Source organism: Pseudoalteromonas phenolica, from assembly GCF_005876835.1.
GTDB lineage: Bacteria > Pseudomonadota > Gammaproteobacteria > Enterobacterales > Alteromonadaceae > Pseudoalteromonas > Pseudoalteromonas phenolica_B.
Genome location: NZ_PPSW01000025.1, coordinates 138,970 through 165,376, shown reverse-complemented (window position 1 = coordinate 165,376; position 26,407 = coordinate 138,970). Strand labels below are relative to the sequence as shown.

Below are 26,407 nucleotides of genomic sequence, written 5' to 3'. Positions count from 1 at the left end.
GTTTTGATTTGCTTTTCAGCGCCTCGCTCCGTGTCAGTGGGGTCGCATTATAGGGAGAAATTAAAAGTGCGCAACCCCTTTTTTAAAGAAAAATGCATTATTTTTTATATATTTAAATATACAAACTTAAAAACCACTTAATTACAACTTACCCACAAAACTCTGTGGATAAGCCATGTTTTTGCCGCTGTTCTTTAGATTGCCTTCCTTATTTATGCTAGATTACGCACCTCATTTATTCGTTCAATTTACTAGGCATTCAATTATGGCTGATATTTTAAACTTTATTAGTGGATTGTTATGGGGCCATGTCCTTATATATCTATTAATAGCAGCAGGTTTATTTTTTACCTTCCGTTTAGGCTTCATTCAATTTAGACAATTTCCTTATATGGTTAAGGTTATGGCTAATAGTAGACAAGGTTCTGATTCGGGCATTTCTTCATTTCAGGCTTTTTGTACTTCATTAGCTGCACGTGTTGGAACAGGTAATATGGCTGGTGTTGCTGTTGCACTCTATTTAGGTGGTGCTGGAGCAATTTTTTGGATGTGGTTAATTGCACTTATCGGTATGGCAACCAGTTTTGCCGAAAGCGCTCTTGCACAGCTATATAAAACAAAAGATGAAGATGGCAACTTCCGTGGTGGCCCTGCTTATTATATGGAGTATGGTTTAGGCAAGCGTTGGATGGGGGTGCTTTTCTCTTTATGCCTTATATTAGCATTTGGTCTTGTATTCAATGCAGTTCAAGCAAACTCAATCACAGCCGCGTTCGAAGTTGCATTTGATATTCCAAAACACATTATGGGTGTTTTGCTCGTTATCGGCTCTGGTTTTATCATTTTTGGTGGTTTAAAAACCATCTCTCGTTTTGCTGAATTAGTTGTACCTTTCATGGCTTTGGCTTATTTAGCTGTTGCATTATATGTATGTGCTATCAATTTTGAGCTTTTACCAGCTGTGTTTACGCAAATTATCTATAGTGCTTTTGGCATTGAACAAGCAGGAGCTGGAGCAATTGGTTATGCAGTCATGCAGGCAATGATCCAAGGGATTAAACGAGGACTCTTCTCTAACGAAGCTGGTATGGGTAGTGCAGCGAATGCAGCAGCTGCAGCTACACCTAATCCAAACCACCCTGCTTCACAAGGTTATGTTCAAATGCTTGGGGTGTTTGTAGACACTATTATTATCTGTTCAGCAACTGCCGCACTTATTCTTTTATCTAATCAACTAGTCCCTGAGTCTGGTGTTACTGGTATTGCTTTAACACAAGCCGCTCTAGTTCAACATGTTGGCGAATGGGGTGCTATTTTCATTGCAATTGCCATTTTATTCTTTGCATTTACGTCTATCGTAGCTAATTACTCATATGCTGAAACAAACTTAATGTTCTTAGAGCACAATCATAAACATGGCATGTTGATCTTTAGATTATGCGTGCTTGGTATGGTGATGTTTGGTTCTGTTAGTGAACTGGGTTTGATTTGGACTATGGCTGATGTGTTTATGGGCATGATGGCGATTGTAAACGTAGCAGCTTTATTCATGTTATCAGGTGCTGTAATCTGGCTATATAAAGATTACATCTCTCAGCTTAAACAAGGAAAGGTACCTGTGTTTGACCCAAATAGTAATGAGAAAATAAAAGAAACATTACCTAAAGGCATATGGACTAAATAATTCATAAACATTAAAAAAGCCGTTGAAATATTCCAACGGCTTTTTTGAAATCTTTTCTAAAGCAATATTAGATTGCGGTTTTCGCAAACTCTTTTACAAATTCACGTACTGGAATATCGTTACAACGTAAGCTACGCGCTTTGTAACCGATTTCTTTAATTCCTTTTCTCGCCGCTGTCATACATAGAGACGTTTCTAAAGTTTGGTTTTTAGCAACTAATGTTACTTTCTTCTCTGAAGATGTATTCGCTTCACGCTCAGCACGTTCTGCAACTTTACGAATATCTTCGCCATTACATAATAAGCTAGGTGAGAAACGAGACACGTTCAAGCCATGTTTGCTTGCTTCTTTACGAGCTGCTGAAAAGCCTTCTGTTGAAGCAATAACACATACTTTCGTTTCTGCTGAGTTATCAGCTGACACGAATGCTGACGCTTGAGCATTCAAAGAAACAGTTAAACCAAAAGCCAAAAGTGAGATAGATTTAAGCATAATACACCTAATAAGAACGAGTTTGCGCGCATTATATAGCCAACTTTATTCTTGTAAATGCAATAAATGATTTATTTTGTACATTTAATAATCAGTTTACATTTAATTAAATGTCGTGTTCAAAGCATTTAAAAGTTTATCTAATTTGTACAATTTGTTTAAAACTTAACGCACGCTTTGACTACTTTACATGTCTTTACAATCTTGGCTGGTGAGACTGTAAAATCTAAGTTAGCATCAAAAGGAATAATTTATAACAAGGATTACTATGAAACGATTTCTACCTCATGCTTTAAGCATCATTTCTTTGGCAGTATTAGCTGGTTGTAATAATGACAATAACACTCAAACTCAGCAATCTACTGCACAGGTACAAGAACAAACTGTTGCAGCACCGATAGCCAAAAAAGTACCACATGAAATGGAAATACACGGCCATAAACGTGTTGATAATTACTATTGGATGCGTGATGACGAGCGAAACGATCCTGAAATCATTGCTCACTTAGAAGCAGAAAATGCTTATACTGCCGCGCAACTTAGTAACACCAATAAACTTCAAGAGACACTATTTGAAGAGCTTAAATCTCGGATCCAAAAAGACGACAATTCTGTACCAACCAAACGCGGTAACTATTTCTACTCTTCAGAAATGCGTGGTGATAACGAATACCCTATTTTTGTTCGAAGCACTGAGTTCAAAGGTTCTGATAAAGAGATCCTTCTTGACGTTAATGAACTTGCAAAAGACCATGAATACTATAGTGCATCAGGATTATCTGCGAGTCCAAATGATCAACTACTCGCTTATGGTGAAGACACAGTCAGCCGCCGAATTTACACAATTCAAGTTAAAGACCTAAAAACAGGCAAACTTTTAGACGATAAAATTGAAGGTGCTCAGGCAAGTGTTGTGTGGGCTAACGATAATGAACATTTCTACTATGTTAAGAAAGATCCGCAAACTTTATTAGGCTATCAAGTTTACCGCCATAAGTTAGGCACACCGCAATCAGCAGATGAACTGATCTACGAAGAAGCAGACAATACTTACTATACCTACATAGGTAAAACGAAAGATGGTTCAAATGTTGTCATTTATCATTCAAGTACCGAATCTTCTGGCATGTCTTTTATCGACGCAAATGATAGCAAAGCTAAAGCTGTTCGTTTTATCCCTAGAGAAAAAGGCCTTGAATACAGCGTATCAAAACATAAAGACACCTACTATATTTTAACCAATCTAAATGCGGTTAACTTCAAACTAATGCAAGTTAACGAAAAAGACTTAGGTGATAAATCTAAATGGCAAGAAGTCATTGCACACCGCCCTGCAGTTAAACTAGAAGGTATCGAACTTTTCGATAACCATCTTGTTTATCAAGAACGTGAAATGGGCCAGGTAAAAGTCATCGTTCGTTCTCTTAAAGATGGCAGTGAAAAAGCACTTAAATTTAATGATGACGCATTTGCTGCATATTTATATGGCAATAACGAATTAGACAATGACTCAATCCGTATTTACTACACCAGTATGACTACGCCAGGAACTCACTTCGATTTCAACCTTGAGTCAGGTGAACCAAATATTCTCAAACAAAATAAAGTACTGGGTGATTTCAAAGTAGAAAACTACGCCTCAGAGCGTATTTTTGTTAAGGCTAGAGACGGTGTGAAGGTACCTGTTTCTTTAGTTTACCGTAAAGACAAGTTCAAGAAAGATGGCACAAACCCATTATATCAATACGGTTATGGCTCTTATGGGGCAACGATGGATCCAAGCTTCTCTAGCAATCGACTTAGTTTGCTAGACCGAGGATTTGTTTTTGCAATTGCACATATCCGTGGTTCACAAATGCTAGGCCGTCCATGGTATGAAGATGGTAAAAAGCTGACCAAACAAAATACCTTTAATGATTTTGTAGACGTAACAAAACAGCTAGTTGAGCAAGGTTATGGCCATAAAGATCAAGTTTACGCTGTAGGTGGCAGTGCTGGCGGTTTGTTAATGGGTGCGGTGATCAACCAAGCACCTGATTTATATAAAGGCATTGCTGCACATGTTCCTTTTGTCGACGTAGTTACAACAATGCTCGACGAAAGCATTCCTCTTACTACAGGTGAATATGACGAATGGGGTAACCCAAACAACAAAGCTTATTACGATTACATGCTAAGCTATTCGCCTTATGATCAGGTTAAGAAGCAAGATTATCCTCATATTCTTGTAACAACTGGCCTACATGATTCTCAAGTTCAGTACTTTGAGCCTGCAAAATGGGTTGCAAAACTGCGCGACTATAAGACAAACGACAATAAGTTATTGTTTAAAGTAGATATGGAAGCGGGTCACGGTGGTGCATCTGGTCGTTTCAAACGATTACATGATACTGCTCTAGAGTATGCATTCTTCCTAGATTTAGCGGGAAAAAATAACTTATAAAATAGTTATTCAGTAAATGTAAGGCCAGATTAACTGGTCTTACATTCTCTTACATTTCGCTACACTTCGACACACACATTTCGGTTCTTCATTGCTAAAATTAAAACATATCAAAAGTAGCTTAGGCTCAGGGAATTGTTATGTTTGCATCAGCGTATAAAAAGATTTTTAGTTTGGTTTTATGTTTTGGCTCAACCTCGGCGTTAGCAGAGCCTGTCTCTCATTTGAATAAACTAGATAAAAGTCACACACAATCGACAAGCTTCAAACAAAACAATGATGATAAAAAGTTTCCAACCAAAAAAGAGTAACCTTATGGTTACTCTTTTTATTTAAAACGTTTAGTTTCCGAATTTTATTTTAATTATTCGGTTAGCGCTTTTAGAAGTGTTCCACCATCAGAATCTACATTTCTTATCAGCTCTAAGCCCAGTATTTTAGCTACTGTTGGGTATATTTCTAAATTACTCATTTCTTTAATTTTATGGCCCTTTTTGAAAGCAGGCCCAGTTGCAACAAACATAGCAGCCATATCATCTGTATTTGCAAATCCGTGAGTACCTTTATAATCTAACTTACCATCAAGGCTAAAAACACTCGGAGCTTTGGTTTCTAAGATAATATCTGGGATCCTTGGGGTGCCATGGTAATGACGCTGCTTTAAAATCGTCTCATCTAGCACTGCATACCTGTTGTTTGAGATAAGACGCAGCTGTTGCTTTTCTGTATTAATGTTTTCAATTGAAGCGTCATTCGCATAAATAAGTACTCTTGGTCCTGTGTTTTTCACCGTCCAAGACTTTGGAATATTCAGGCTGCTAATCGTGATTGTTTTGTCTTCTTTTAATGAGGACATACCATGATCAGCCACCAGCACTAAGTTTACATCATGAGGCAGCTTTTTTAAGCGCTCATTAAACTGCCCGATTAGCTTATCCATTTTTTGAACAGCATCATATACTTCTTTGCTATCAGGACCAAAGTCATGGCCCATACTATCGACTAATGAAAAATACCCTGCAACAAAACTTGGTCTTTGTTCTTTTGGTAATTTTAACCACTCAACCATTTGGTCAATACGAGTTTGGTAATCACTATGCTTTGAGTAATGGTAGTAATAGTCAGGGGTCATACCATTAAAGCGCGCATCGGATTCTGGCCAGAAATAGGCAGCTGATTTGAGCCCTTGCATTTTTGCCAGATTCCATAAAGGTATGCCATTAAGCCAAGTACTATCTCCCTGCCCTTTGCCCATTTTATAACAATCACCTCTTTGTTTATCACAGAACTTATTGTCGATAATACCGTGATTGACCGGTAATAAGCCTGTAATTATGGATATATGGTTTGGAAAGGTTTTACTTGGATAAACAGGCCACATTTTAGTGGCTCGAACACCGCTATCAGCGATGCGTTTAATATTTTTAGCGTTATGCTTTTCAATATAATCCCACCGAAAACCATCAAGTGAGATAAGAACAACAGTTTGTTGATTAGCGATACTGGGTATAGCTATCAGCAATAAGACACAATAAATAAGTGTTTTAATCATTTAAAATTCCCGTGTTTAAGTGCGGTGCTATTCTGATGGCTTTAAATTTCAAAATAAACAATTCACGACAAACGGAAACTCTCAAATTAAAACAAGTTGAAATAAATTTTCGCTTTCTCGGTCTTACTGCATATTCCCAATTAAGAAGGTTGTTAAATGAAAAAGTTTTATTGCAATACCAAGGTGGCGCTTTTACTCGTTGGATTATCAAGTTTATTGATGAGTACGAGTATGTTACTAATGGGTAGTCATAGACATATCGAAAAAACAGTCAATTTTTTTGGCTTCAACTCACTCCTAAGTTATGAACTTGCTAACATGCTGGCTGCTTTATGCTTTTCTTTACTTGCTGTATTTTCGATACTTTCTATGTACTTTGAAAAAGCTAAACCAGCCTTAGCATCCCTACTTATTGTTGTCTCTGTAGTGCCTTTACTAAGCCTTTTTTCAACGGGTATGTGGATTGAAAGCATGGGCGGATTTCCTGTCATCGGAGCAGGCCAAGGCGTCATTAAGTATTTTGCGTTACTTTCAATTGGCATCTGTCTACTTAACCCAAACCTTTCTAATCATGTAATGCAGTGGATAGCGATATTTCCAGTTTTGGTGGTACTCGTTTGGATCGGGGGTATGAAGTTTACCTTGATAGAAGCACAAGGGATCGAAGACTTACTGCAAACTTCACCATTCATGTCTTGGATGTATAGTGTTTGGGATTTACAAACTGCCTCGAATTTAAATTGGCGTTTATGATTTGTTAGCTGTCGCACTGTTGATTGCAGCCATTTATAACAGAAAAGCACTTTGGATTGGCGTGTTAATGTCACTTGCTGTTTTTGTCATGACACAAACATTTTTAGCTACAACCCCTGGCGCAGTTACGTCATCAACTATCTTATCTACGACTGGCCACTTTTTAATTAAAGATTTATGGTTTATTGCGAATTTGATTTTCTTTTTAAAGTTTACTGAACAAAAAGTATGATAAAAAAGTGCACGTTTAAGCGTGCCCTCTTATATCCTGTTTATTTATATTTACCATAACTGCCATCATCAAATAATGATTTGAGTTCATTGGCAAAACTCACAAATTTTTCTTTAATCGTGCGCTTAATTTCAACGTCAACTGAGCCTAACCACAGTTTGCCTTTAATCTTTATAGTCGGTGCTTGTTTTGGCGCAATAGATGGCGCTTTATTTTCTACATTACCTAGAATGCAAAAAGCCTCACAGATCACGTTTACGCCTTCGGGGATTAAAATTTTCTCTGAACCCAGTATGCAATTTACATTTACAGTAACTTCTTGATGCTCAAATACAGCATCGGAAAAATCTAAGGTTGTAGAACCCAGTACATTCAATAAGTTAATTTCTTTCGGTACCGCCCATTTACCTGTTCGAGAGCTGTTTCCTAAAACCGTTTTAATATCTAGCTTGTCGCCTGCAGATTTTTGTCCGTAATTAATATTTAAGCTCGCATCTTTTTGTGCCGTATACTTCTCGTCAGCTTGCATAGTAAGATCGGCCGTTAAAGCAACGATTTCAGCATGAACCTGTGTACTCATCGCTTTGTCTAAACGTCTTTCAAATGCCTCTGCGGAAATAACGCCATGGCTATAGTTGTAAATTAGGTTGTCTATTACTTCTTCTCTGACTTGTTCAATAGGTCTATCTTCTAATACGACGCTCATATTATTTCCCTACTATGTAATACCAATCTGCAATAACACTTAATTAAGCTGATTGGTATAGTGAGTGAATGGTTCAACTTAAGTATTCAATAAGTGGTACCATTAAAATTGTATTTATTAAATTTAAAGCAAAACAACCGAACCAAAAATAAAGTCCTTATAATTCAACACACTAATTCAGTTGGCATTTCTAACTAGGTAACTTTCTCACCAAAACTTGAGTGTATTGACCAATAAATAACATATCTCCAAAACCGAAAAAAGTGATAGATAATTTAAATTGCTATCTCAGGCTTTCGCAACTCCCTTTCAATGTTAAAATGGTACATAAATTACATAGAACTATAAGCGCAAATTATGAAAGTTATCTCATTTAACATTAATGGCCTTCGTGCTCGTCTTCATCAATTGCAAGCATTAATCGACAAACATCAACCGGATGTAATTGGTTTACAGGAAATCAAAGTTCACGATGAAGCATTTCCGGTTGAAGATGTAGAAGCTATGGGCTACCACGTTTATTTCCATGGTCAAAAGGCACATTATGGTGTCGCACTGATGTCGAAGAAACCAGCTAAATCAATCAAAAAAGGGTTTTCGACTGATACAGTTGAATCCCAAAAACGTATGATTTCAGGTGTATTCGAGAATGACAAAGGTGAAGATGTGATCATTCATAATGGCTACTTCCCTCAAGGTGATAACATAAATCATGAAACCAAATTCCCATACAAGCGTCAGTTCTATAAAGACTTAATGACACACTTAAATGAAAATCACACGCCTGAAGAAAATGTCATCGTGATGGGTGATATCAATATCTCTCCGGTTGATTTAGATATCGGCATTGGTGAGCCAAATAAGAAACGTTGGCTGAAAACGGGCAAATGTTCATTCCAGCCAGAAGAACGCGAGTGGCTCGCTACGTTAATGGATTGGGGATTTAAAGATACTTTCCGCGAATTAACACCAGAAAAGACAGAACGTTACTCGTGGTTCGACTATCGCTCAAAAGGTTTTGATGATAACCGAGGCCTTCGCATTGATGTAGTGTTAGCTACTGAATCATTGATGGTCAAATGTGTAGAAAGTGAAATCGATTACGAATTAAGAGGCATCGAGAAGCCTTCTGATCACGCGCCAATTTGGGCAGAGTTTAAATTTTAATTAGAACTCAATTTATGTTATTGACCCCGCTTGTTACCTTAATCATATTCGCGTTTACAATCGATAAGCGCGAATATTTAACGCTTTGGCAAAAGCCGATACGACAAACTGGTGTACTTGCTTGTTCAGTTGTACTGGCGCTGTTTTGGCAAATTAAGGCGGGGATATTGCCCAATCTAAATATCCATATTTTGGGAATAACCGCAATTACTTTGGTGCTTGGCTGGCGGTTAGCAAGTTTAAGTGCTCTACTTACCAGTCTCTTATTACTTGCTTTTGGCACTATTCAATCTTCTGAGTTTGCCGAGTTTTATCTTTTTACTGCACTCCTGCCTATACTTGTCAGTTACGGCTTGTTTGTATTTTGCTACAGCAAGCTACCAAGACATTTCTTTGTATATATTTTTGTATGCGCATTTTTATGCGCAGGCTGTATTGGCGCTTTCAAAATTTTGTTGTCAGGTGCTTATTATTGGCTAATTGATGCTTACACGTTCCAACAGTTGTTAGATAACTATTTGTTTTATGCAACGCTGATATGGTTCCCTGAAGCCATGTTGAATGGTATGGCAATCACTTTACTTATTACTTATAAACCCCACTGGGTTAAAACCTTTTATGATAAGGAATACTTAGATAAATGACGCTAGTTTATCACTGTCCGCTTTGTCAGGCTCCGTTAAATAAAACAGGCAATAGCATGTCTTGCGAAAACAGACATCAATTTGATTTTGCCAAAGAAGGCTATGTCAACTTACTGCCTGTTCAGAATAAAAAATCAAAACAACCCGGTGATAATTTAGATATGGTGCAAGCGCGTCGTGCCTTTTTTGCAACTGACCACTATCACTTTTTGAGACAAGAGATTGCCAATCTAATTTCACTATCTTCTCCTCAAACATTGCTTGATTTAGGCTGTGGTGAAGGATTTTATACGCACTTATTTGCCAATGAACTGCCCGAATGTGATGTATATGGGCTCGATATTTCAAAATCAGCCGTTAAATATGCGGCTAAGCGATATAAAGAGGCCAATTTTAGTGTCGCTTCTGCTAAACAAGCGCCATTTGCAAATGAAAGTATGGATTGTATTGTTACCGTATTCGCCCCCGTTTTTGAACAAGAATTACTAAGGCTGGTGAAGTGCACAGGTAAAGTAATTTTAGTAAACCCGGGCCCTAGGCATTTATTTGAGCTTAAGTCATTAATTTACCCTGAAGTGAATTTACATACACATCCAGATACCCCTGCAGGATTTGAATTAGTTAAACATCATGAGCTAAAGAAAGAAGTAGAGATTAAAACAGAAATTATTGAACATTTAATACAAATGACACCATTTGCTTGGAAATTTAAAGAAAGTCACTATGACGCTTTAGGGGAAAAACAGAGTCATTCGATTACCCTATCTTTTTATTTAAGCGAATATCAGAAGGTGTGAACAATTCTGTGAAATTCGAGCCCTCTTAATTAAATGATTTATTTTGAATCATTGGTATAACTAAAAGAGCAGTTTAAAACTGCTCTTTTGTAAATGCTTTATCCATTTTCTCAAACATGTCTTTTAACAGTTTTGCCAAAGTTCGATAAGTGGGTCTGCGCGACTGTAATTGCATGGGCGCATCATAGCCATTGGCCACCATCTTATTAAACAATTCTTGATACCATGTATTTAAAGATGGGTTAAGCGGCGTATCAGCACGCTTCCCTAGCCATAGTAAACCTTGAGCAGGCAAAGATAAAAAGAAAAGCGCAATGGCTAAAGATTGAGGTACATACTGATTTCCCAACCAATTGGTTTGCAATACTAAAGTGATCACAGCAAGTAAAGGCATCACACTGATCGCAAGTTCAGTGGCTTTTATGACTCTAAATTCTGCAAATATAGGCGCAAGCTCTTTGCGCATAGGCCATTCTTTGGCGTACTGTCGTCCAAGTTGCATTTGAGAAATGAGACTTTTTTGCATTAGGACTCCTACTAGAAGCTAACTATTCGGTCAAAATTGGGGTAAAATAATCAGTTAACACTGTCTATTATACCTTTGTATTACTGCGTAGCTTAAACCGCGACTTCGCTTTAAGCTTAATACGCATTTACTGTTATTGTCAAAATTGGAAATGCATATGCCCTCATCTCATGTACTGGTTTTAAATTGCGGAAGCTCTAGTTTAAAGTTTGCCATCATCGACACAGTGTCGAGTGACGAGCTTCTTTCAGGTCTTGCTGAACGTTTAGGCGAGCAAGATCCGCAAATCAAGTACAAGTTTAATGGTGACAAGCAACTTATCGCGCTATCACCAAACGATGCTCATCAAACTGCAATTGAAAAGTTAGTTGAACTAGTAAAGCAATTACAATTAGATTCAAGCCTAATTGCTGTTGGACACCGTGTTGTTCATGGTGGCGAGCACTTCACAAAATCTGCATTAATCACACCTGATGTGATAGAAGCAATCACCAAGACTTCTTCACTTGCGCCACTGCATAACCCTGCTAACTTGCTTGGCATCGAAGCGGCGCAATCTGCGTTTTCTCATCTGCCTCAGATTGCAGTGTTTGATACCGCATTCCATCAAAGCATGTCGCCAGAAGCTTTCTTATATGCGCTGCCATATACGCTTTACAAACAACATGGGATCAGACGCTATGGATTCCATGGTACCAGTCATGCTTTTGTATCGGCAGAAGCTATCAAGACCTTAAACCTTGACGAAACAAACTCAAGGGTCATCAGTGCACATTTAGGTAATGGCTGTTCAGTTACAGCTATTAAAAATAGTAAATCGGTAGATACCAGTATGGGTATGACGCCTCTTGAAGGCTTGGTGATGGGCACCCGCAGTGGCGATATTGACCCGGGCATTTTCAATTACCTGACTGAACAACTAAATTACTCAGCAAAGCAAATAGATACACTCTTGAACAAAGAAAGTGGCTTACTAGGCATTAGTGAACTTTCTAATGATTGTAGAACCATTGAAGAATCTGCGGCTGACGGGCATCAGCAAGCAGCACTTGCATTAGATATATTCTGCTATCGTTTAGCAAAACAAATTGCTGCGTTTGTGGTGCCATTAGGTGGGCTAGACGCACTGATTTTCACGGGTGGCATTGGTGAAAACTCAGATGTAATTCGCGCTAAGGTCGTTGCTCATTTATCTTTCTTAGGTTTAGAGATCGACAATGCTAAGAATCTTGCAGCACGCTTTGGTTCTGAAGGTGTGATCACAAAGCAAACAGCGCCATGTGCCATTGTGGTGCCTACCAATGAAGAATGGATGATTGCCAACGATGCAGCAAACATTGCACAGGAGCAAAAATAATGAGCCGTAGGATCATGTTAATCCCCATCTCTACTGGGGTTGGTTTAACATCTGTCTCTGTTGGTCTTGTACGTGCGCTTGAGCAAAAAGCGGTAAAAGTAAACTTTTTCAAACCCATTGCTCAACCTCGTAAAGATGATATAGGGCCTGAGAAATCGACGGTTATTGTGCAACAAGGTTCCACCATTCAGCCTCCCATGCCTTTTGAACTCAGTTATGCTGAACAAATGATTGGTGATGGTAAAGGCAATGATCTACTAGAAGAAATCGTTGAGCGCTTCGAAAGTGCTATCAGTGATGATGAAGTTGCGATTATCGAAGGTATGGTACCGACTCGCCTTCAGCCTTATGCTGGTCGTGTTAACCGTGAAATCGCACAAACACTTGGTGCAGACATCGTATTTGTATTAACACCAGGTAATGACACGAACGAACAATTAGAAGATAGATTAGAAATAGCATCTGGTAACTACGGCGGCATAGATCACAGTCGTGTACTGGGTTGTATTTTCAACAAGGTGAATGCCCCGCTTGATGAAGAAGGCCGTGCGCGTGCTGATTTAGTTGACCAGCATGAACCTGAAGAACTTGAAAATGAAATGAACCGTTTGGCGTCATTACCTATTTTCAGGAAACACCCGTTTATGTTGCTTGGCGCAATTCCTTGGGATTTCGATCTAGTCGCGCCACGTGTAGCAGACTTAAGTGATTACCTAAAAGCCGAAGTGATCAATGCCGGTGATATGGCTCATAGACGTTTACGCCGTGTCACCTTTTGTGCCCGAACGGTATCAAATATCTTGAATCACTTTACCCCGGGTGCGCTACTGGTTACACCGGGAGACCGCTCTGATGTGTTAGTGGCAGCGTGTTTGTCAGCTATGAATGGTACCAAATTAGGTGCGATTTTATTGACGGGTGGTTTTAAACCTGAACCACGCATCATGACTTTATGTGAACAGGCAATGGAAACGGGTCTGCCAATTCTAGCCACTGAAGCTGATACTTGGCGTACATCTTTGTTACTTCACAACTTTAATATGGAAGTACCAAGTGATGACGAACAACGTATTGAAAAAGTAAAAGAGCACAACGCAGCGAATATCGATTCAGACTGGCTTGATACTTTAGCCAAAGACGTTGCGAAAACGCGCAAGCTTTCTCCTCCAGCATTTAGATTTTTGTTGACCGATTTAGCACGCCAAGCAAAGAAAACCATTGTGCTGCCTGAAGGTAATGAGCCACGCACAATCAAAGCTGCTGCAATTTGTGGTGAACGTGGCATAGCCAAAACTGTGCTATTAGGTGAAAGAGAAGAAATCGAGCGTACTGCGCTTCAGCAAGGTGTAGAGCTAAACGAAAACGTTATTATTAAAGATCCGAGTGAGATCCAAGATAATTATGTTGCACCTATGGTTGAGCTGCGTAAAAACAAAGGTCTTACCCCTGTGGTTGCTAAAGAGCAACTGCAAGACAACGTAGTATTAGGCACCATGATGCTCGCTGAAGACGAGGTCGATGGCCTTGTATCTGGTGCGGTGAATACCACAGCGAATACTATTCGCCCTCCTCTTCAGCTCATTAAAACTGCGCCGGGCTCAACTTTAGTGAGCTCTGTGTTCTTTATGTTATTGCCTGATCAAGTATTAGTTTATGGCGACTGCGCGATTAACCCAGACCCAACTGCTGAGCAACTTGCCGATATCGCCATTCAGTCAGCTGACTCTGCAGCGGCATTTGGTATTGAGCCAAGAGTTGCCATGATCAGCTACTCTACGGGTGAGTCTGGCCATGGTGCGGATGTAGATAAAGTGCGTGAAGCTACTAAGATTGCTCAGCAAAAACGTCCAGATCTTGAAATTGATGGCCCACTACAGTACGACGCAGCGATTATGGAAAACGTAGCACGTAAAAAGGCTCCAAACAGTAAAGTTGCAGGTAAAGCAACGGTGTTTGTATTCCCAGACTTAAATACTGGTAATACGACTTATAAGGCAGTACAAAGAAGTGCTGAACTGGTAAGTATTGGTCCTATGCTGCAAGGTATGCGCAAACCTGTGAACGACTTAAGCCGCGGTGCACTGGTAGAAGATATCGTTTATACCATTGCGCTTACGGCTATTCAGTCTAAGCAATTAGCAGATTAAACAAACTAACTCTGTTTATGCAATTGTAAAACTTAGCTAAGTGTTGAGGGTTTAACTTTTTAACACTTAGCTATACTATAGGCATATAGCCCAATAAACATAAGCGACTATGTCAAAGCAAACATTACAATTGTTAAAACAGGACTTTTCAATACATAGCCTTGACGTTGACCAAACAATTCCTAACCAAGTGTTAGCGTGTGATATTTTCTTTATTTCTAAAACACTTGAAGAACTCTCTATTGTTTGCCCTTCAGATATTGAAATTGATAGTTTTGCCACTGAAACACATTGGCGAGCATTAGAAGTGATAGGTCCACTTGGTTTTTCTTTAACAGGGATCATGGCCAATATATCTGGTGTTTTAGCTAATGCTAAAATCTCGATTTTTGCCATTTCTACCTATGACACCGACTATGTTTTAGTCAAAGAGCAACAAATTCAAGACGCAATTAATGCGCTGAAAAAAGACGGATACACGGTTCTTTAATGCAGTTTTCTCAATCAGTTCCTTTTGCACCTATCAATGAAATTGTTGACCCGGTTTTACATCTCGCCAGTCCGTTTAGTGGAAAAGTACTGTCTTTAAAACAGCACCCACTTGCCCTATTTTCTTCTGGCATGATTGGAAGAGGTGTGACTGTTGAGTTGACCCAAGGAAAAGTTACCGCACCATTTGACGGTAAAATTGAACAAGTTAAACGCCATGGCTATGAGATTATACTGGTTGCAAAAAATGGCTTGAAGTTACTCATTCATATTCAGCCACCTTCAGAGCAAACCAATACAAGTTTGCAAATAACCAGTGCCTTTGGCAAAAAAGAAGTCAAGCAAGGTGAATTACTTGCTTACTTCGAAACCACGCACCTAGAAAAACCACTACTCGGCAGTTTACTTATTGTCAACGCAGATAGATTAGGTCCTTGCTTTTACCCGTTGAAGCAAGTGCGTGCTGGGCTAGACCCACTTATTACAATTACTCAAAACCAGAATATTTAAGAGGCTCTTATGATCACTATGTATGGCATTCCGAACTGTGACACCATTAAAAAAGCAAAAAAATATCTTAGTGACAACAATATTGAATTTACTTTTCATGATTACCGTAAAGATGGCGTTTCAGAAGAGTTAGTTGCTGAATTTTGTAAAAACTTAGGCTGGGAGCAAGTATTAAATAAACGCGGAACAACATACCGCGCGTTATCAGATGATGAAAAGAGCAACCTATCTGAAGCATCGGCCATTACTCATTTAGTTGCAGCGCCAGCGATGATCAAACGCCCTATTATTGAAGTAAATGGCCAACTGCATCTTGGTTTTAAAGCAGCCCAGTATGATGAGATTTTCGCTTAATGGGCAGTCAAAATAATACACCTCAACATTCTGAGGTTGTTTCACTAGCCCAAGCATTGATCCAAAAGAAATCAGTGACCCCTGAAGATGCTAACTGCCAAGCCTTAATGAACGAGCGTTTAGCTAAACTTGGTTTTAACATTGAAGAGCATTTTTTTGTCGATACATTAAACACTTGGGCAAGGAAAGGCACTGATAGCCCACATTTTTGCTTTGCAGGTCATACTGATGTTGTGCCTACAGGCGATGAGAATGAATGGCAACATCCTCCTTTTGACGGTGTCATTGAAAATGGCATATTACATGGCCGTGGTGCCGCTGACATGAAAGGGTCACTGGCGGCTATGGTGGTTGCAACTGAGCGGTTTGTAGAAAAGCACCCTGAGCATAAAGGCTCTATTTCGTTTCTAATTACATCGGATGAAGAAGGTCCATTCATTAATGGCACCACAAAGGTAGTCGATCTACTTGAAGCCAGAAATGAAAAAATCGACATGTGTTTGGTCGGTGAGCCTTCTTCTCGTGACCGACTGGGTGATGTAGTAAAAAATGGCCGTCGAGGTTCTTTAACAGGACATTTAACTGTAAAGGGCAAACAGGGCCACGTTGCATATCCTCACTTAGCGCATAACCCTATTCATGCGGTGTCTCCTGCTTTGGCAGAGCTGAGTCAAACTGAATGGGATAAGGGCAATGCGTTTTTCCCGGCAACCAGTTTTCAAATATCAAACATTCAAGGCGGCACTGGCGCATCTAACGTCATCCCTGGCAGTGTGTATGTGCAGTTCAACTTTCGTTTTTCAACAGAATCAACGGTTGAACAGCTACAACAACGCGCAATCGCAATTCTAGATAAGTTCGGCTTAGAGTACGACTTAAACTGGATTGTAAATGGCCTACCCTTTTTAACTGAGCCTGGTGAATTGCTTGATGTGACTTTGACTGCCATCGAAGAAGTAACCGGTTTGCCGAGTACACCAGAAACAACGGGCGGCACATCCGATGGTCGTTTTATTGCGCAAACTGGCTGTAAAGTTATAGAGCTCGGGCCAATTAATGCGACCATACATCAGGTTGATGAACACGTTAGCTGTGATGATTTAGACAAACTGGCTTTAGTTTACGAGAAGATACTCGAGAAGTTACTTAGCTAATGACTTTATCTAATATGGCCGCTTGCGCTTGCGGCCTTTCTGAAGCGCATTTGAGCGAATACAAAGGCAAAAAACTTCATCAAGGTATCTTCGATGATTTTCTAGCTTTAGAATTAGCCGCAAAGAATGCTGGGTTCGATTTAGAAATTGCATCTGCTTATCGAAGCTTCGAACGTCAATCTCTTATTTGGAATAACAAATTTTCAGGTAAACGCCCTATTTTAAATGCGAATAGCGAACCTGTTGAAATTGCTAACCTCTCAGAAATCGAGATTATACAAGCTATTATGCTTTACTCGGCGATGCCTGGAGCAAGCAGACATCACTTTGGTACTGACCTCGATGTATTTGCTCCTAACCTATTAAAGCCCGGTCAAACATTACAGCTCGAACCATGGGAGTATCAATTTGACGGGCCTTTTTACACGCTTAATATTTGGCTAAACGAGAACCTTTCCAAGTTTGGTTTTTACCGACCTTATGAGGAATTCAAAGGCGGCGTAGCTGAAGAACCTTGGCATATAAGCCACATATCATGCAGTAAAGATTTGTTTGAATATCAGAATATTGAGAATATTAAGCAAGCCCTAAAAGCATCAAATGTCTTTGGTCGCAATACACTTATTGAAAATATGCCTAGTCTGTATGAGCGTTTCGTGAGTAAAGTTTGCGAGTTATAAAACTAACTCGCATTTCCCTCAATTAATGTAAGTAAGTGCTTAAAAAATTCTTCTTTTCCAAAGATTTTAAACTCGGTTTCACTTAACACTAAACGCATCTGCACTCGACTCTTCGACTTCATATAGCTAAACCTAACTTCGTTTTGAGCATAAACTTGGCAGTGTATCTTAAGCGGGCTCTCTCCCATAACCTCTATGTGCGTATCTCGCTGTAAATCATTTAACTTAGAGCAAATTGGTACTAATCCATGAGAGTTTAGTAATTCGCATAAAAAGTCTAATTGCTCGTTTGCTTTTAGGGTTATTTCCGATGACATAGTTAATAAGCTTAAGATTACATTGGTTAATATTAAACCACAGATTTAAATAGGTGTTTTGATATTAATTAAAGAATATTTGTAATTTCGAATTCCTGTGTGGCTCCATGCATAGTCCATTCAAATTCATCATGCACTTTTTTATTCATGAGCACCTTACCAAGTGGCGATGCCGGTGTGATTGTCCAAACGACTGAATTCTTAATATCTAATTTTAAACCACCTTCTGTTGGCCCAATAAAGAACCAATACAAGTCACCCTCTTCATTCTCACAACTTACTAAACTACCAATGACAATTGATTCCGATGGAAACAACTCATATATCTCATCAAAAGCTTTAATTGCTTTGTGTGCGTCGTCTACACGCTCACTCTGACCCTGTGCTAGATAGGCTGATTCAATACTCAGAGAATCATATTGCGTTTCTGCTGCACTTTGTTCGTGCGTCGCATCTTCTCTCGCAGAATTTGCCGCTTGTACTGCCTCTTGAAGTTTTGCTTCAAGTGCAAACTTTAAGTGTTCGATGAAATGCTGTTTGTTCATATTATTTTACTGCTTAAATGCTCAAATCATTGGTAATGTTAGGCTAATTTGCTTTACAACGTCATCAATCGAATAATCAATAACGATTTGCCAGACCATATCGTCGGTGTCACATGCGCCAACAATACCCTGTGCTATGTATGTATCTTTATTTAATTGTGAAAAGAATAGTGGGATATAGCCCATATTCATTGACTTACCGTCAATTTTGGCACTTTTAATCTCAAAGGGCCCATCCTGTTCTACTTGAAGACGAATTAAAAACTCAGATTCTGCTTGTAACTTCAAATTATCATCAACCCAAAGCATGACCCCATCCGCTAAATGACAGGTTAAAACGTCGACGCAGTTTTCAGGAGGAAGATAACTTTCACTTTTTTCTGAACTTTCATGTATAATTGTATCTGAGTCTGAACAAGCGATTGCTAACAGGCTCGAAACCAATATAAAGAAGTGATGAAAAGTCTTTGTCATACTAGTTTTAGGTTGGATTTTAAAAGGCAAGTCTAAGCTTTTCTAAAATTGAACGCTACTAGAAGCCGTCACTATTTGCGATAACTGCAAAAAATTGATTGATGTCATGATTTCACTTCTTTTAGGTATCTTTTTTTTTGCAAAAAAATTACTATTACCATGCAAAAAAAAGGGTTTCTCAAGCTTGTTTTTTAAGCGTTTTTATCAAATTCAAACGTTTTTATAACGAGTTTGTGAAATAAATAATAGGGCCTGCTTGCAGGTAATTCATTTCTAATCGCAACAATTGCAGCGGAATCCAGAAAATGAGCCAATCAGTAGCATCACAATCTGAGTACAACTATACGGTTGTACGCCAATTCGCTATCATGACAGTGATTTGGGGCATTGTTGGTATGGGTGTAGGTGTGCTTATTGCAGCACAGCTTGCTTGGCCAGCATTGAACTTTGACACTCCATGGTTAACGTACTCTCGACTTCGTCCGTTACATACGAACGCTGTTATCTTCGCATTTGGTACTAGTGCGCTATTTGCAACATCTTATTATGTTGTACAACGTACCTGTCAAACGCGTCTTTTCTCTGACAAACTAGCCGCTTTCACCTTCTGGGGTTGGCAAGCTATCATCTTAGCTGCAGCTATCACGCTTCCTCTTGGTTATACAAGTGGTAAAGAATACGCTGAGCTTGAGTGGCCAATCGATATCGCTATCGCGGTTGTTTGGGTAAGCTATGCAGTCGTATTCTTTGGTACTCTTATTAAGCGTAAAGTATCACACATCTACGTAGCTAACTGGTTCTATGCTGGTTTCATCATTACTGTTGCTGTTCTTCACATCGTTAACAGCATGGCAGTTCCTGTGTCTCTAGGTAAATCTTACTCAATTTACGCAGGTGCAGTAGATGCAATGGTTCAGTGGTGGTACGGTCACAACGCAGTAGGTTTCCTACTTACAGCTGGTTTCTTAGGTATGATGTACTACTTCGTACCAAAACAAGCAGGTCGCCCTGTTTACTCTTACCGTTTATCAGTAGTTCACTTCTGGGCGCTTGTTTCTCTTTATATTTGGGCTGGTCCTCACCACTTACATTACACAGCATTACCTGACTGGACTCAGTCTTTAGGTATGGTTATGTCTGTAATCCTATTCGTTCCATCTTGGGGTGGTATGATCAATGGTATCATGACGCTATCTGGCGCATGGCACAAACTACGTACTGATCCTGTTCTTCGTTTCTTAGTTGTTTCACTGTCTTTCTACGGCATGTCAACGTTCGAAGGCCCAATGATGGCTATCAAGTCTGTTAATGCATTATCACACTACACAGACTGGACAGTTGGTCACGTACACTCAGGTGCGCTTGGTTGGGTTGCTATGATTTCTATCGGTGCAATTTATCACCTAATCCCTGCACTATTTGGTCACGGTAACATGTACAGCGTTAAGCTAGTTAACACGCATTTCTGGTTACACACTGTGGGTGTAGTTCTTTACATCGTAGCAATGTGGATCTCAGGTGTAATGCAAGGCCTAATGTGGCGTGCAGTTAACTCTGACGGTACTTTAATGTATAGCTTCGTGCAATCTCTAGAAGCATCAAAGCCTTTCTACATCATGCGATTTATTGGTGGTGTATTCATCGTAGCGGGTATGTTAGTTATGGCATATAACGTTTACCGTACAGTTGCAGCGAAGAGCGGTTCTTTAACTGCTGACGCTAATACTCAAATGGCTTAAGTGGGGTGTAATGTATGAGCAATAATAACTCTACCAACAAACATGAGATTGTCGAAAAGAACGTTGGCCTTATGGCTATCCTAACTGTTTTCGCAATCAGCTTTGGTGCACTTGTAGAAATTACACCACTGATGTTCCAAGACGATACGACTAAACCTGTAGATGGCCTACGCCCTCTTACAGCTTTAGAAATGGAAGGTCGTGATATTTATGTGCGTGAAGGTTGTTATAACTGTCACTCACAAATGATCCGTCCATTCCGTGACGAAGTTGAGCGTTATGGTCACTACTCTGTAGCAGGTGAATCTGTATGGGATCACCCGTTCCAGTGGGGTTCTAAGCGTACAGGTCCTGACCTTGCTCGCGTTGGTGAGCGTTACTCTGATGACTGGCACTATGCACACTTAATGGACCCGCGTTCAGTGGTTCCAGAGTCAAACATGCCAGCTTATCCTTGGTTAGATGAAAATGTACTAGATGGTAAAGACACAGCTAAGAAGCTTGAAGTGTTCAAAGGGTTTGGCGTGCCATACACCGATGAAGACATTGCAGGCGCAGCAGAAGCAGTTAAAGGCAAAACAGAAATGCAAGCCCTTATTGCTTACTTGCAGCAACTTGGCACTCACTTGAAGTAATTTATTATGGATTACGGCACATACAGAGGCATTTTGACTCTGGTAATTTTGGTACTATTTGTTGTGATTGTTGTGTGGGCGTATAGCAAGCGTACAAAAAATCGTTTCGACGATGCTGCTAATGCCATCTTTGAAGATGAAAAGAAGCACAACAACACAATCTCTAATGAGGAAAAGGAGTCTGAAAAATGACTAGCTTTTGGAGTATTTGGGTCATCGTATTGACCGTAGCGTGTCTAGCTCTAATCTTCGGCTTACTTCTATGGAACCTGAAAAACTACACAGGTGTTAAAGAAGGCGAAAGCTGTGGCCATGAGTTCGACGGTATTGAAGAATTAAATAACCCACTACCTAAGTGGTGGACTTACCTATTCTTCGCAACTTTTGTTTGGGCAGTTTACTACCTAGCAATGTACCCTGGTCTTGGTAACTTCCAAGGTTTTCTAAAATGGACAAGCTCAAACCAAGGTGTAACTTCTATTGAAGAGTCAAAGCAAGCAACTGCTGCGGCTAAAGCCAATGGTGAGTGGGTTCAGTTAGACCAAGAGTATGTTGCAGCTGATGAGCGTTTTGGTCCTATCTTCCAAGCGTTTGCAAAGCAAGATATTGAAACACTTGCAACGAACGAAGAAGCACTTGAGATTGGTCAACGTTTATATGCGCAAAACTGTTCTCAGTGTCACGGCTCTGATGCACGTGGTGGTATGGGCTTCCCTAACCTAACTGACAATGATTGGCTATACGGTGGCAACCCTGATCAAATCAAAGCAACACTTCTTCACGGTCGTGTAGCTGCGATGCCAGGTTGGGAAAGTGCACTTGGTGAGCAAGGCATTAAAGAAATGACAGCTTACGTATTAAGCCTTTCAGGTCGTAAAGTAAATGCAAAAGACGCTCAAGCAGGTCAAGCTAAGTTTGCAATGTGTGCAGCGTGTCACGGTATGGACGGTAAAGGTTCTGTTGCTAACAACAATCCTTTCGGTGCGCCAAACCTTACTGACAATATCTGGCTATATGGTGGTTCTCAACGTGCAGTTGAAGAAACATTAATCAATGGCCGTGCTGGTGTAATGCCTGCTTGGAAAGATATTCTTGGTGAAGACAAAGTTCACTTACTTACAGCATATGTATATAGCTTATCTCAGAATAAATAAGCGAATCGCTAAGATTATTTGAGATCAAAAAAGCCTCCATTTGGAGGCTTTTTTTTAGGTTTTTATAGGTAAATAAGATACTATATCAGCACTGTTTTTTAGCTATGAGTACACTATGAAACCTACCCCTTGGTATAAGCATTTTTGGCCTTGGTTTTTAATGTTCTTCCCTGTTGCAACCATCGTTGCATGTATTGGTCTAGTTGTATTTGCGGTTGGTAATGGCCCAGATATGGTGGTAGATGATTATTATAAAAAAGGTAAAGCAATTGACCTTGAATTAAGTAAATTCAACAAAGCAAAAGCCTTATATCTTCATGGTGATTTAAATGTAGAAAGTGATTTTGTCGAATTTAAATTTACCAAAGGTGATTTCAGTAAGGTCACAGCCCTGAAAGCCTCTTTTTATCACCGTACAATCAAAAAACATGATTTCGAAGTTAACCTCCTTGCCAATGCAAACGGTAGTTTCACCGCTATTCTTGAAGATATCCAATTAGGCGCTTACACCATATTTATTGAGCCTATGGACGGCAGTTGGAAAATGAAAGAAGACCTTTTAATCCCAACGACTGAAACACTTGAAGTATCACCTGAATACAATAAATCTCTGAAGTAAATCTTTATGTCTAATTCTTGTTTTCATTGCTTAGAGCCAATCCCTGCCGGTTTCGACGACCATATAGAGTTTGAGGGAAAAAATGAAGCAGTGTGTTGTATAGGCTGTAAAGCGGTCGCTGAAACCATTATTAACCAAGGTATGACCGACTATTACAAGTTTAGAACAGATAGTGCTGGAAAAGTTGAAACCTTAGTCCCTGAGCAACTCAACTTTATAAAAAGCTATGATAATCAAGAAATTCAAGATGACTTTGTCACGCATCAAGGTGACTTATCTGAGGTGTTATTAAGTGTTGAAGGGATCAGCTGTGCAGCGTGTGCATGGTTGATAGAAAAACAACTTTTAGCGCTGCCTGGCGTTGCTCGCGTTGACGTGAACACATCGACTTACCGAGCAATGATTTTATGGAATAAAGACAAAATATTACTCAGTCAAATCATCAAAGCATTAATGGAAATAGGCTATAAAGCTTACCCTTTTCAAGCTGATGATGAAGCCGCGCAAAAACAAGCCACTGCAAAAGCGTACATTAGAAGGCTAGGTGTTGCTGGCCTAATGACAATGCAGGTCATGATGTTCGCTTTTGCGATGTACTTTGGCATGTTTTCTGGCATGGAAGAGGATTTCGAGCAATATTTCAGATGGATCAGCCTTGTTCTCGCGACGCCTGTGATCCTCTATTCTGCACTCCCCTTTTTAACCAATGCCGTCAATGGTCTAAGAGCTAAACAGTTAAACATGGATCTACCTGTCTCACTGGCTATATTTGGTGCTTATGGTGCCAGTGCTTACGCCACAGTCATGGAAGTGGGAGAAGTTTACTTCGAATCCATTTGTATGTTTACCTTTTTACTCTTATTGGGCAAATACCTTGAGTTTAGAGCCAGGCTCAAAGCCTCTGAATTCACTGCAAACCTGCAAAAACTATTACCTTTAACAGCCAGAAAACTGTTGGACGATGGCACTGAAGACGTTGTCGCTGCTCGTAATCTAAAATTAAATGACAGAGTACTCATTAAGGCCGGTGAGACCATTGCTGCAGATGGTATTGTCATTGATGGTAGCAGTACAGTTGATGAGTCTATGATGACCGGTGAGCATCTACCTGTTAAAAAACAAGCAAACAGCCAAGTATTTGCGGGTACAGTCAATCACGATGGTCTAATGACAATCGAAATCAATAAAATTGGCCAAAATACGCTGCTGAACCAAATCATTCGCCTGCAGCATAATGCGTTAAGCAAAAGACCAAAATTGGTTGAGGTAACTGATAAAGTTGCCCAATGGTTTGTTGCGTGTTTGCTTGTATTTGCTTCAATGACTGCGATTGGCTGGTATCAGATTGATCCTGAACAAGCTTTCTGGGTGACAATCGCCGTGCTTGTTGCCACTTGTCCTTGCGCGCTTAGTTTGGCTATTCCTACCGCTTTAACTTGTGCTGTTGCTACCTTGACCAAAAAAGGCATATTAATCAAAGAAGCCCATGTGCTCGAAACGCTGACAAAATTAACTCGTGTCGCATTCGATAAAACAGGCACTTTGACCGAAGGTAAGTTTTCAATCGCAAAAACAGCACTGTTTTCGTCTGAATTCACAGAAGAAAAAGTGCTCGCCCTAAGTGCTAGCTTAGAAAAATATTCTGAGCACCCTATTGCCGCTGCCTTTTTAGAACATGCTTCTGAATATCACGAGCTTAACGACGTGACTGTTCATCCTGGTATAGGGATCAGTGCTAAACTTGGTACAGACGAGCTTTCACTCGGCAAAACTGGTTGGTTTGGAGTAAGAGACAGCCAAGCTCAGGCTACCTTATTTATCAATCAACAACCAATTGCTGATTTTTATCTCACTGATAAAGTCAGAAGTAATGCATCTAGTGTTATCGAGGATCTTAAAGCCTCAAGTTTAACTTGTCATATGTTAACCGGCGATAGCTCAAATGCCGGTGAAACCTTATCAAAACTGCTGAATTTAGATAGTTTCCAATCAAACTGCTCTCCAGAAGAAAAACAAAAAGCCGTTGAGTCTTGGTCAAAAAACAATGAAGTAGTGGCCATGATCGGCGATGGAGTTAATGACAGTCCGGTGTTTAATAGTGCGCATTTATCAGTTGCTATGGAAACAGGCGCTGACATATCAAAAAGTACCGCTGATGTCGTGTTACTCAAAAGTGATTTAAACTCAATAAACACATTGAGAGAAGTCGCAATTACCACTCGTCGTATAATTAAGCAAAACCTCGCTATTTCACTGTGTTATAACGGTTCAATCTTACCGCTTGCTGCATTTGGATTAATTCCACCTTGGATTGCTGTAATAGGCATGACAACAAGTTCGATTGTAGTGATTTGTAACTCTCTAAGGTTATTAAAACTATGAGTATCATTTATATATTAATCCCAATTGCGATTCTGTTTGTGATCATCGCAATTGGCATTTTCTTCTGGGCTGTACGAAGCGAACAGTTTTCAGATCTTAATAAGCAAGGTCACAGTATTTTATTCGAAGACGACAGAGACAAGCATTCTAAAAGCAGTAATGAACGAGATTAGTTTATTCAGTGCATTTATTATGGGCCTAGTTGGTAGCGGTCACTGCATTGTCATGTGCGGTGGAGTTGCTTCAAGTCTGCAGCTTGCAAGTAAAAACCTGTCGGCTATCAAAGTCAGTTTAGCTTATAATTTTGGTCGTCTAACAAGTTACTGTATTGGCGGCATGCTAGTCGCGACCTTAGGTGCGAGTTTTGCTAAACAAAACACCCACTTCGCCCTAGGCGTTAAAATTTTTAGTGGGATCTTTATGATCTTGCTTGCGCTTTATGTGATGCGCCTTGCTAACACACTCAAATTTGTTGAAAGCATGGGTAAAACCCTACTCTGGCAACATATCGTCAAATTCAATAAACTTTTCTTGCCCGTGGATAGTTTAAAAAAAGCATTTGGCTATGGCATGTTATGGGGGTGGTTACCCTGTGGCTTGGTGTATTCAGCTTTAATTTGGACTTTACAAGCAAAGTCAGCATTACATGGCGCAAGTATTATGATGGCGTTCGCCTTGGGTACTTTACCAGCTATGTTAACCATTGGGCAATCAGCCCAACATCTTAGCCGCTTTTTAAATCACAATCTGGTAAGATTAGCGCTAGGCAGTATTTTTGTATGGTATGGATTCTATCTACTAATCATTGCAACTGATAAATTAGTACATTAATCTATGTCATGCGTCTAATTTTA

General features: G+C 39.7%; 30 protein-coding genes. 23 read left to right on the top strand and 7 right to left on the bottom strand.

Translation table 11 applies throughout. The features are described from left to right. Positions 1-265: 265 nt before the first annotated feature. Positions 266-1,684 carry an alanine/glycine:cation symporter family protein gene (locus C1E24_RS15655; protein WP_138483032.1) on the top strand — a complete coding sequence of 473 codons (1,419 nt, stop codon included), beginning with the start codon at positions 266-268 and terminating at the stop codon, positions 1,682-1,684. A 67-nt stretch (positions 1,685-1,751) separates the two neighbouring features. Here the strand turns inward: C1E24_RS15655 and C1E24_RS15650 are convergent, their stop codons facing one another. Beyond that, on the bottom strand, positions 1,752-2,177 hold the full coding sequence (locus C1E24_RS15650) for an exonuclease III (RefSeq protein WP_138483030.1): 426 nt from the start codon (positions 2,175-2,177) through the stop codon (positions 1,752-1,754). Positions 2,178-2,445: 268 nt separating this feature from the next. Between C1E24_RS15650 and C1E24_RS15645 the strand changes: the two genes are divergently transcribed. Both C1E24_RS15645 and C1E24_RS20985 read left to right on the top strand, forming a co-directional pair. Then, on the top strand, positions 2,446-4,620 hold the full coding sequence (locus C1E24_RS15645) for a S9 family peptidase (protein ID WP_138483029.1): 2,175 nt from the start codon (positions 2,446-2,448) through the stop codon (positions 4,618-4,620). Between the two features lie 140 nt (positions 4,621-4,760). Then, a complete protein-coding gene (locus C1E24_RS20985; protein ID WP_171037246.1) occupies positions 4,761-4,931 on the top strand; it encodes a hypothetical protein in 171 nt (56 codons plus the stop codon). A 53-nt stretch (positions 4,932-4,984) separates the two neighbouring features. On the opposite strand, the gene C1E24_RS15640 is transcribed toward C1E24_RS20985, so the two are convergent. Continuing rightward, complete coding sequence (locus tag C1E24_RS15640) at positions 4,985-6,172, bottom strand: alkaline phosphatase family protein (RefSeq protein ID WP_138483027.1); 1,188 nt, start codon at positions 6,170-6,172, stop codon at positions 4,985-4,987. A 156-nt stretch (positions 6,173-6,328) separates the two neighbouring features. Here C1E24_RS15640 and C1E24_RS21190 point away from each other — a divergent pair, with 156 nt between their 5' ends. Both C1E24_RS21190 and C1E24_RS21130 read left to right on the top strand, forming a co-directional pair. Further along, complete coding sequence (locus tag C1E24_RS21190) at positions 6,329-6,925, top strand: DUF417 family protein (protein ID WP_276609851.1); 597 nt, start codon at positions 6,329-6,331, stop codon at positions 6,923-6,925. Position 6,926: 1 nt separating this feature from the next. Next, entirely contained in the window at positions 6,927-7,157 is a 231-nt protein-coding gene (locus tag C1E24_RS21130; protein ID WP_276609850.1) for a DUF417 family protein, read from the top strand. A 40-nt stretch (positions 7,158-7,197) separates the two neighbouring features. Here C1E24_RS21130 and C1E24_RS15630 read toward each other — a convergent pair whose 3' ends face one another. Then, on the bottom strand, positions 7,198-7,863 hold the full coding sequence (locus tag C1E24_RS15630) for a DUF1707 SHOCT-like domain-containing protein (RefSeq protein WP_138483025.1): 666 nt from the start codon (positions 7,861-7,863) through the stop codon (positions 7,198-7,200). A 357-nt stretch (positions 7,864-8,220) separates the two neighbouring features. Here C1E24_RS15630 and xthA point away from each other — a divergent pair, with 357 nt between their 5' ends. The 3 genes from xthA to rlmA are packed head-to-tail and all read left to right on the top strand — an operon-like array spanning position 8,221 to position 10,471. Beyond that, positions 8,221-9,030 (top strand): exodeoxyribonuclease III, encoded by an 810-nt coding sequence (gene xthA, locus C1E24_RS15625; protein ID WP_138483023.1) that lies wholly within the window; start codon positions 8,221-8,223, stop codon positions 9,028-9,030. A gap of 14 nt (positions 9,031-9,044) precedes the next feature. After that, the gene (locus C1E24_RS15620; RefSeq protein ID WP_138483021.1) at positions 9,045-9,674 is read left to right on the top strand and encodes an energy-coupling factor ABC transporter permease; all 630 of its coding nucleotides are present in this window, start codon (positions 9,045-9,047) and stop codon (positions 9,672-9,674) included. Next, on the top strand, positions 9,671-10,471 hold the full coding sequence (rlmA, locus tag C1E24_RS15615) for a 23S rRNA (guanine(745)-N(1))-methyltransferase (protein ID WP_138483019.1): 801 nt from the start codon (positions 9,671-9,673) through the stop codon (positions 10,469-10,471). Before C1E24_RS15620 ends, rlmA begins: the two co-directional genes overlap by 4 nt. A gap of 73 nt (positions 10,472-10,544) precedes the next feature. Here rlmA and yfbV read toward each other — a convergent pair whose 3' ends face one another. Next, positions 10,545-10,997, bottom strand: a complete 453-nt coding sequence (gene yfbV / locus C1E24_RS15610; protein ID WP_138483018.1) for a terminus macrodomain insulation protein YfbV — start codon at positions 10,995-10,997, stop codon at positions 10,545-10,547. Positions 10,998-11,154: 157 nt separating this feature from the next. Here yfbV and C1E24_RS15605 point away from each other — a divergent pair, with 157 nt between their 5' ends. The 7 genes from C1E24_RS15605 (at position 11,155) to C1E24_RS15575 (ending at position 17,688) form a co-directional block, all read left to right on the top strand. Then, the gene (locus C1E24_RS15605; protein WP_138483016.1) at positions 11,155-12,354 is read left to right on the top strand and encodes an acetate kinase; all 1,200 of its coding nucleotides are present in this window, start codon (positions 11,155-11,157) and stop codon (positions 12,352-12,354) included. Next, entirely contained in the window at positions 12,354-14,501 is a 2,148-nt protein-coding gene (gene pta / locus C1E24_RS15600) for a phosphate acetyltransferase (protein ID WP_138483014.1), read from the top strand. The genes C1E24_RS15605 and pta overlap by 1 nt, the downstream gene beginning before the upstream one ends. A 109-nt stretch (positions 14,502-14,610) precedes the next feature. Continuing rightward, positions 14,611-14,991, top strand: a complete 381-nt coding sequence (locus C1E24_RS15595) for an ACT domain-containing protein (RefSeq protein ID WP_138483012.1) — start codon at positions 14,611-14,613, stop codon at positions 14,989-14,991. Next, complete coding sequence (locus tag C1E24_RS15590) at positions 14,991-15,500, top strand: PTS glucose transporter subunit IIA (protein ID WP_138483010.1); 510 nt, start codon at positions 14,991-14,993, stop codon at positions 15,498-15,500. The genes C1E24_RS15595 and C1E24_RS15590 overlap by 1 nt, the downstream gene beginning before the upstream one ends. A gap of 9 nt (positions 15,501-15,509) precedes the next feature. Continuing rightward, positions 15,510-15,854, top strand: a complete 345-nt coding sequence (locus C1E24_RS15585; RefSeq protein WP_138483008.1) for an ArsC family reductase — start codon at positions 15,510-15,512, stop codon at positions 15,852-15,854. After that, positions 15,854-17,008 (top strand): succinyl-diaminopimelate desuccinylase, encoded by a 1,155-nt coding sequence (dapE, locus tag C1E24_RS15580; RefSeq protein ID WP_138483006.1) that lies wholly within the window; start codon positions 15,854-15,856, stop codon positions 17,006-17,008. Before C1E24_RS15585 ends, dapE begins: the two co-directional genes overlap by 1 nt. After that, positions 17,008-17,688, top strand: coding sequence for a M15 family metallopeptidase (locus tag C1E24_RS15575; RefSeq protein WP_138483004.1), 681 nt, complete (start codon positions 17,008-17,010; stop codon positions 17,686-17,688). Before dapE ends, C1E24_RS15575 begins: the two co-directional genes overlap by 1 nt. A 2-nt stretch (positions 17,689-17,690) precedes the next feature. On the opposite strand, the gene C1E24_RS15570 is transcribed toward C1E24_RS15575, so the two are convergent. The 3 genes from C1E24_RS15570 to C1E24_RS15560 all read right to left on the bottom strand — a co-directional run bounded on the left by C1E24_RS15570 (position 17,691) and on the right by C1E24_RS15560 (position 19,024). After that, positions 17,691-18,005 carry a hypothetical protein gene (locus tag C1E24_RS15570; protein ID WP_138483002.1) on the bottom strand — a complete coding sequence of 105 codons (315 nt, stop codon included), beginning with the start codon at positions 18,003-18,005 and terminating at the stop codon, positions 17,691-17,693. A 68-nt stretch (positions 18,006-18,073) separates the two neighbouring features. Then, positions 18,074-18,550: a GreA/GreB family elongation factor gene (locus tag C1E24_RS15565; RefSeq protein ID WP_138483000.1), complete on the bottom strand. Its 477-nt coding sequence runs from the start codon at positions 18,548-18,550 to the stop codon at positions 18,074-18,076. A gap of 21 nt (positions 18,551-18,571) precedes the next feature. Next, complete coding sequence (locus C1E24_RS15560; protein ID WP_138482998.1) at positions 18,572-19,024, bottom strand: hypothetical protein; 453 nt, start codon at positions 19,022-19,024, stop codon at positions 18,572-18,574. Between the two features lie 305 nt (positions 19,025-19,329). Between C1E24_RS15560 and ccoN the strand changes: the two genes are divergently transcribed. The 8 genes from ccoN to C1E24_RS15520 all read left to right on the top strand — a co-directional run bounded on the left by ccoN (position 19,330) and on the right by C1E24_RS15520 (position 26,384). Beyond that, positions 19,330-20,763 (top strand): cytochrome-c oxidase, cbb3-type subunit I, encoded by a 1,434-nt coding sequence (gene ccoN, locus C1E24_RS15555; RefSeq protein WP_058029593.1) that lies wholly within the window; start codon positions 19,330-19,332, stop codon positions 20,761-20,763. A gap of 14 nt (positions 20,764-20,777) precedes the next feature. After that, entirely contained in the window at positions 20,778-21,398 is a 621-nt protein-coding gene (gene ccoO / locus C1E24_RS15550) for a cytochrome-c oxidase, cbb3-type subunit II (protein WP_058029592.1), read from the top strand. 6 nt (positions 21,399-21,404) lie between these two features. Continuing rightward, complete coding sequence (locus tag C1E24_RS15545; RefSeq protein ID WP_058029591.1) at positions 21,405-21,590, top strand: cbb3-type cytochrome oxidase subunit 3; 186 nt, start codon at positions 21,405-21,407, stop codon at positions 21,588-21,590. Beyond that, complete coding sequence (ccoP, locus tag C1E24_RS15540; protein ID WP_138482996.1) at positions 21,587-22,552, top strand: cytochrome-c oxidase, cbb3-type subunit III; 966 nt, start codon at positions 21,587-21,589, stop codon at positions 22,550-22,552. Before C1E24_RS15545 ends, ccoP begins: the two co-directional genes overlap by 4 nt. Positions 22,553-22,667: 115 nt before the next feature. After that, positions 22,668-23,171 carry a FixH family protein gene (locus tag C1E24_RS15535; protein ID WP_058029589.1) on the top strand — a complete coding sequence of 168 codons (504 nt, stop codon included), beginning with the start codon at positions 22,668-22,670 and terminating at the stop codon, positions 23,169-23,171. Between the two features lie 6 nt (positions 23,172-23,177). After that, positions 23,178-25,553 carry a heavy metal translocating P-type ATPase gene (locus C1E24_RS15530; RefSeq protein WP_138482994.1) on the top strand — a complete coding sequence of 792 codons (2,376 nt, stop codon included), beginning with the start codon at positions 23,178-23,180 and terminating at the stop codon, positions 25,551-25,553. After that, entirely contained in the window at positions 25,550-25,726 is a 177-nt protein-coding gene (gene ccoS / locus C1E24_RS15525) for a cbb3-type cytochrome oxidase assembly protein CcoS (protein WP_138482992.1), read from the top strand. The genes C1E24_RS15530 and ccoS overlap by 4 nt, the downstream gene beginning before the upstream one ends. Further along, entirely contained in the window at positions 25,713-26,384 is a 672-nt protein-coding gene (locus C1E24_RS15520; protein WP_138482990.1) for a sulfite exporter TauE/SafE family protein, read from the top strand. The genes ccoS and C1E24_RS15520 overlap by 14 nt, the downstream gene beginning before the upstream one ends. Positions 26,385-26,407 lie beyond the last annotated feature (23 nt).

Coding starts and splice junctions, on each gene's coding strand:
- C1E24_RS15655 (WP_138483032.1), top strand. CDS start 266: ATGGCTGATATTTTAAACTTTATTAGTGGATTGTTATGGGGCCATGTC.
- C1E24_RS15650 (WP_138483030.1), bottom strand. CDS start 2,177: ATGCTTAAATCTATCTCACTTTTGGCTTTTGGTTTAACTGTTTCTTTG.
- C1E24_RS15645 (WP_138483029.1), top strand. CDS start 2,446: ATGAAACGATTTCTACCTCATGCTTTAAGCATCATTTCTTTGGCAGTA.
- C1E24_RS20985 (WP_171037246.1), top strand. CDS start 4,761: ATGTTTGCATCAGCGTATAAAAAGATTTTTAGTTTGGTTTTATGTTTT.
- C1E24_RS15640 (WP_138483027.1), bottom strand. CDS start 6,172: ATGATTAAAACACTTATTTATTGTGTCTTATTGCTGATAGCTATACCC.
- C1E24_RS21190 (WP_276609851.1), top strand. CDS start 6,329: ATGAAAAAGTTTTATTGCAATACCAAGGTGGCGCTTTTACTCGTTGGA.
- C1E24_RS15630 (WP_138483025.1), bottom strand. CDS start 7,863: ATGAGCGTCGTATTAGAAGATAGACCTATTGAACAAGTCAGAGAAGAA.
- xthA (WP_138483023.1), top strand. CDS start 8,221: ATGAAAGTTATCTCATTTAACATTAATGGCCTTCGTGCTCGTCTTCAT.
- C1E24_RS15620 (WP_138483021.1), top strand. CDS start 9,045: ATGTTATTGACCCCGCTTGTTACCTTAATCATATTCGCGTTTACAATC.
- rlmA (WP_138483019.1), top strand. CDS start 9,671: ATGACGCTAGTTTATCACTGTCCGCTTTGTCAGGCTCCGTTAAATAAA.
- yfbV (WP_138483018.1), bottom strand. CDS start 10,997: ATGCAAAAAAGTCTCATTTCTCAAATGCAACTTGGACGACAGTACGCC.
- C1E24_RS15605 (WP_138483016.1), top strand. CDS start 11,155: ATGCCCTCATCTCATGTACTGGTTTTAAATTGCGGAAGCTCTAGTTTA.
- pta (WP_138483014.1), top strand. CDS start 12,354: ATGAGCCGTAGGATCATGTTAATCCCCATCTCTACTGGGGTTGGTTTA.
- C1E24_RS15595 (WP_138483012.1), top strand. CDS start 14,611: ATGTCAAAGCAAACATTACAATTGTTAAAACAGGACTTTTCAATACAT.
- C1E24_RS15590 (WP_138483010.1), top strand. CDS start 14,991: ATGCAGTTTTCTCAATCAGTTCCTTTTGCACCTATCAATGAAATTGTT.
- C1E24_RS15585 (WP_138483008.1), top strand. CDS start 15,510: ATGATCACTATGTATGGCATTCCGAACTGTGACACCATTAAAAAAGCA.
- dapE (WP_138483006.1), top strand. CDS start 15,854: ATGGGCAGTCAAAATAATACACCTCAACATTCTGAGGTTGTTTCACTA.
- C1E24_RS15575 (WP_138483004.1), top strand. CDS start 17,008: ATGACTTTATCTAATATGGCCGCTTGCGCTTGCGGCCTTTCTGAAGCG.
- C1E24_RS15570 (WP_138483002.1), bottom strand. CDS start 18,005: ATGTCATCGGAAATAACCCTAAAAGCAAACGAGCAATTAGACTTTTTA.
- C1E24_RS15565 (WP_138483000.1), bottom strand. CDS start 18,550: ATGAACAAACAGCATTTCATCGAACACTTAAAGTTTGCACTTGAAGCA.
- C1E24_RS15560 (WP_138482998.1), bottom strand. CDS start 19,024: ATGACAAAGACTTTTCATCACTTCTTTATATTGGTTTCGAGCCTGTTA.
- ccoN (WP_058029593.1), top strand. CDS start 19,330: ATGAGCCAATCAGTAGCATCACAATCTGAGTACAACTATACGGTTGTA.
- ccoO (WP_058029592.1), top strand. CDS start 20,778: ATGAGCAATAATAACTCTACCAACAAACATGAGATTGTCGAAAAGAAC.
- C1E24_RS15545 (WP_058029591.1), top strand. CDS start 21,405: ATGGATTACGGCACATACAGAGGCATTTTGACTCTGGTAATTTTGGTA.
- ccoP (WP_138482996.1), top strand. CDS start 21,587: ATGACTAGCTTTTGGAGTATTTGGGTCATCGTATTGACCGTAGCGTGT.
- C1E24_RS15535 (WP_058029589.1), top strand. CDS start 22,668: ATGAAACCTACCCCTTGGTATAAGCATTTTTGGCCTTGGTTTTTAATG.
- C1E24_RS15530 (WP_138482994.1), top strand. CDS start 23,178: ATGTCTAATTCTTGTTTTCATTGCTTAGAGCCAATCCCTGCCGGTTTC.
- ccoS (WP_138482992.1), top strand. CDS start 25,550: ATGAGTATCATTTATATATTAATCCCAATTGCGATTCTGTTTGTGATC.
- C1E24_RS15520 (WP_138482990.1), top strand. CDS start 25,713: ATGAACGAGATTAGTTTATTCAGTGCATTTATTATGGGCCTAGTTGGT.